This is a genomic window from Campylobacter concisus (assembly GCF_902460595.1).
Lineage (GTDB): Bacteria > Campylobacterota > Campylobacteria > Campylobacterales > Campylobacteraceae > Campylobacter_A > Campylobacter_A concisus_BL.
The window spans coordinates 984,344-989,329 of the sequence record NZ_CABPVA010000001.1 but is presented as its reverse complement, the minus strand read 5'-3'; the positions used below and the strand labels follow the sequence as shown (position 1 = coordinate 989,329).

4 protein-coding genes are annotated in these 4,986 nt (G+C 34.0%); all 4 read left to right on the top strand.

Annotated features, from left to right (window positions below; genetic code table 11):
- Window positions 1-120: 120 nt before the first annotated feature.
- Window positions 121-807 (top strand): AAA family ATPase, encoded by a 687-nt coding sequence (locus F3G86_RS04735; protein ID WP_103614105.1) that lies wholly within the window; start codon window positions 121-123, stop codon window positions 805-807.
- Window positions 808-809: 2 nt separating this feature from the next.
- Window positions 810-1,031 (top strand): hypothetical protein, encoded by a 222-nt coding sequence (locus F3G86_RS04730; RefSeq protein ID WP_103585681.1) that lies wholly within the window; start codon window positions 810-812, stop codon window positions 1,029-1,031.
- 384 nt (window positions 1,032-1,415) lie between these two features.
- A complete protein-coding gene (locus tag F3G86_RS04725) occupies window positions 1,416-3,188 on the top strand; it encodes a ShlB/FhaC/HecB family hemolysin secretion/activation protein (RefSeq protein WP_149723128.1) in 1,773 nt (590 codons plus the stop codon).
- 9 nt (window positions 3,189-3,197) lie between these two features.
- A partial coding sequence (locus F3G86_RS10445; protein WP_188116421.1) for a filamentous hemagglutinin N-terminal domain-containing protein occupies window positions 3,198-4,986 on the top strand: 1,789 nt, incomplete at its 3' end.

Below are 4,986 nucleotides of genomic sequence, written 5' to 3'. Positions count from 1 at the left end.
ACTAAAGAGATTATATGATATAAATATTATAATAATATGATAATAATATTTATATAAAAATATATAGATATGAAAAAGATATTTTTATGATATAATCCCATAAAAAGAAAAGGATTAAAAATGGTAATATCTATCGTAAATGAAAAAGGTGGTAGTGGCAAAACTACACTCGCTGTAAATTTAGCAGCTAGGCTATCAGAGGATGGAGATAACGTCCTTTTAATAGATGCTGATCCACAACGTTCAACCGAAGTTTTTTCAGATATTAGAAGTCAGTCAAATTTAAAACCGCTCTTTTCAAGTGTATCAAAAACAGGTGTTAGCTTGGGTGATGAGATAAAGCGTATGCGGGATAACTTTGACTCTATTGTAGTAGATACTGGCGGGCGTGATAGTAAGGAGATGCGTAAGGCTATGTTGTCATCAAATGTACTTATAATACCAACCATACCATCACAGTATGATGTGAGCGTTCTTGATCGCATGCTTGATCTTAGTAGTGAAGCGAAAGAGTTAAATGAGGAATTGCTTACGCTTATACTTGTAAACCGCGTTTCTCCAAATCCTTTTTTGGCAAAAGAGCTTGAAAGTATGCGTGAATACATCGATGATGCAAAAAAGGAGCGAAATTTAAGCGATGTCTTTTTATTAAACTCTGTTATTTACGAAAGACAAGCTTATAGAAAAACTGTTTCAAATGGGAATAGTTTGAGTGAATTTTGCAAAAATGGGGATAGGGCACTTGAAGATTTCGAAAGTTTTTATGCCGAGCTATTACAAGTTGTAAAAGAAAATATTAAGGATTAAAAATGGGTTTTAAAAAAGTAAATACAACTCCAGCTACTAGCGAGGAAAAATTTATAAATCAGGCAAGGGGAGAAACATCAGAAGCAAAAAAGCCTAAAAATTTAAAACGAGATAAGTCATTTTTACTTTATTTTACGCAAGATGAATTTGATCGTGTAAAGATAGAAGCGGAAAAAATTGGTATGGGCGTAAATCAATATATACGCTTTAAAATTTTTAGCTAATATTGTTTAGATATTATAATTATATTAATTTAATATCATAATAATATTAAATTAATATAATATTCTTCAAAAATTTAAAAAATAAGCATACTAAAAATATAAAAATTTCATAAGTATAAGATAATATTAAACTTTTCTAATACTAAAAAATACACAGTAGGTGCTTCCTGTTTTTAGTGCAAGCATTTAATGATTGTATTGACATCTATTAAAAACAATTCCTACGTTATTTGCATATCTAAAAAGTTTTATTTCTGAAATATTTTGTATAAAAATTCTTTTTTCTCATTATATTTTAATATTAGATTAAGATTATATCCTTTATAATGTCACTAAATTATTTTAAAAAATATAACTTTATAGTTATTTCCAAGGAAGGTTAAGATGAGAACTCTCTTATCTTTAAGCATGGTGTGTGCTGCGCTACTTGCTAATGAGACTAATCTAAAAAACGAGTTAAACAACGAAGAGATTAGGGCGAATATGGCAAGCTCTTTTAACGAAAGCTCCAACATAAATTTACTTAACGAAAAACCAGCTTCAGAAGGTAAGCTAAATTTAAACGAAACCCCATGCTTTAAAATAGATAAAATTTTACTTCTTAGTGAGAACGAAGTAGCTAGCTTTAATGCTAGTAGCGGTGCTGATGAGGCTATAATAAGAAAAGCTTATAATGCAAACTACTCTAAATTTAACTCTATCTTAGAGGCTAGTTTAAACAAGCTTGATTTTAAACCAGGTAGCTGTCTTGGCAAAAACTCTATCAATCTAATCATAAACTCTTTTAACAACGAGATAATAAAAAGTGGCTATATCACTTCAAGTGCGAGCCTAGTTACAAAGAGTCTAAAAGATGCCAAGCTAGAGTTTGTGATAAATCTTGGCTTAATAGATGATATAAGCATAAACGAGCTTGATAGCCAAAGAAATAGAGCGAGCTTATTTAGCGCATTTGGTGAGTACTCTCATAAAAATAAAGTGGCAAATATAAGAGATATCGAGCAGGCTCTTGAGTCACTGCAAAACGTCTCAAAAAATGACGTTAGTATCAAATTCTTACCTTCAAATAGAGCTGGCTTTTCAAACATAGTGATCACTAGGGTTGATAGCTTCCCGCTAAAAGCTGCCATTAGCCTTGATAACCTTGGCTCAAAACAAAGCGGCAAATATCAAGGCATGGTAAATTTAAGCACACTAAATTTACTTGGATTTAACGAAATTTTTAGCTTCTCGCGTGGCAAAGATATATTTAAAAAATATGAGGTTACAAATAAATTTAATGGCGCCACTGATCACGGAGCTTCAAACAACTACTATTACGGCTTTAGTATCCCATTTGGCTACTTCATGCTTGAGTATGAAAAGAGTAAATATGACTACGCTCAGATCATAAACGCAGCCTACAATCTCTACACATATAAAGGTAGAAGCGAGAGTGACTCATTAAGCCTTGCTTATACATTTTATAGGGACTCAAATTTTAAAAATAGCGCTTACGTAAAGCTATTTAAGAGAAAAAATAAAAACTATCTAGAGGACTACGAGCTAGATAATCAAGCTAGAAGAAATGCTGGATACGAGGTAGGCGTAAAATCAAGCTGGAGCTCATATAATCAAGCTTTTAGCGCCAAGCTAGCTTATAAAAAGGGCACTGGTATATTTAGATCACAGCCTGATCCACTAGAAGACAGCGGTGAGGCTACATCTAGGTTCGCTCTAATAAATTTAAACCTAAACTACAAATATAAATTTGAACTTCCACTAAGCTATGACCTAAATATCAACGCAAGATATGGTCTAAATAAACTAAGCTTGCAGGATAAATTTAGCATCGGTGGATACTACAGTGTTAGAGGGTTTGACGGGGAGAGCTCGCTTGTTGGAAACCACGGAGTAAGCGTAAGAAATACCCTCTCATATAACTACTATAAGAGCAACTCTATCTATGCAGGGCTTGACGCTGGTATGGTAAGGGCAGCAAGTAGCGGCATAAAAGATAAAAACACCCTTGCAGGATACGCCATAGGTCTAAGAGGCAGCATAAAAGCCTACAACAACCTAAGCTACGACATATCTGTCTCAAAACCTCTTTATAAACCAAAGAGCTTTGAAACTAAATCAACAAATGTAAATTTCATCATAAGCTACGAATTTTAAGGATAAAATATGCTAAAGAACAACCAAATTTCAAATGCACAAAAACCTAGCCTTTTAACCATAGGCTTAAATTTCTACGTAAGTCTCTCTTTGCTACTTGGCACTATGCCTGCCCTTGCAAATGAGCCAAGTATCATAGCTGACCCAGGCGCTAGCAACCGCCCTGATATACTAAAAGCTCCTAATGAGACGCTAATCATAAACATCACAAATCCTGATAGCAAGGGCGTATCTATAAATGAATATAGCAGGTTTAATACCCCTCCAACTGGCACTATCCTTAATAACTCTAATAAAAACATAGATACTAAGATAGCTGGCCAGATAGATGCAAACTATAGGCTAAATAAAGAGGCAAGCCTTATTATCAACAAAGTAAATTCGGCTGAGAAATCATCTCTAAAAGGAAATTTAGAGGTTGCTGGTAGTAGAGCTGACGTGGTCATAGCAAACCCAAATGGCATAAGTGTAGATGGTCTAAATATGATCAACTCTCGCTCACTCACACTAACAACAGGTAGTATCAATAAACTAAGTCCTAAAGAGATAGAGCTAATATCTAATAACTCTATAGATATCGTAGGGGATGGCCTAAACGATAAGAGCAGTGACTATACTAATGTGATCTCAAATGCCATAAATTTAAACTCAAATATCCACGCAAATGAGCTAAACATCATCGGTGAAAAGGCGGTAGTTTCAAGCAAAGATAGACTTTACAACGACATAAAAGCTAAAAACCAAGAAAACAGCTTTAGCCTAGATAGTAGCGCACTTGGTGGTATGTATGCTAATAAAATCAAACTAGTTGGCACAAGTAATGGCGTAGGCGTAAATAATAACGGCCTAGTTATAGCAAATAACAACATAGAGATAAGCCTTGATGGCGATATAGTTAATGCTGGCGCTATCGCTTCTAATAAAGAGGCTAAGATAGAGGCAAAGACTATAACAAACAAAGATGAAGCGCTAATAGCAGCCAAAGAGAACCTTAACATAAAAGCAGAGACTTTGGTAAATACCTCAAGTCAAATTTATGCTAAAGATATAAATGTAGAGGCTAAAAAGCTAGTAAATAACTCAAGCTCGCAGGCTAGGGTGGATACAGTGCATAAACAAGGCACTATGCATCTAAAAAAAGAGGGTGTCAATAGATATAAGCTTGGCGTAAATTTAAAAGAACTAAAAGAGAAAATAAGCATCAAACTAGCTAAAAAACTAGGCAAAGATATAAGTGAGCTAGATGAAAACGAGGTAAATGAGTTAGTATTAAAAGAGGCTGCAAATAAAGATGGCGCTCTATATGCTCTAAATTTACACAAAGACTCGCATCTAGTTGGCACTAGCCAAAAGATATTTCATAATCTAAGACTAGACTATGATACAAATGAGGTTCTAGTTGATACTAGTAGAGCAAAGAAAAACGAGCAAAAAAGAACTATCACATATAGTATAGTTAAAGATGTGCTAAACGAAGATGATAAAGCCAACTTCATCCCAGGCAGCATAATAGCTAACAATGATATAAATTTAAATGTAAACGATGTATTAAACGATAAGAGTGTTATATATGCTGGAGGAGATCTAAGGCTAAATAGCGATAATGTAGAAAACATAGCTCTAATGCTAAATAACCACGTAAATAGCTATAGCGTTTATAAATGGAAAGAGAAAAAGAAATGGTATAGGAGAGGATTTAAAAGCAAATGGGAGACTAAGGGCGGAAAAAGCACGAATTTTAACTTCTCATACACTGATGTTGGCTTGCCAGCAGTATTTGCAGCGGGCAATAACATAG

Bases quoted from the DNA above. Each gene is read 5' to 3' on its own strand.
- F3G86_RS04735 (WP_103614105.1), top strand. From the start codon at position 121: ATGGTAATATCTATCGTAAATGAAAAAGGTGGTAGTGGCAAAACTACA.
- F3G86_RS04730 (WP_103585681.1), top strand. From the start codon at position 810: ATGGGTTTTAAAAAAGTAAATACAACTCCAGCTACTAGCGAGGAAAAA.
- F3G86_RS04725 (WP_149723128.1), top strand. From the start codon at position 1,416: ATGAGAACTCTCTTATCTTTAAGCATGGTGTGTGCTGCGCTACTTGCT.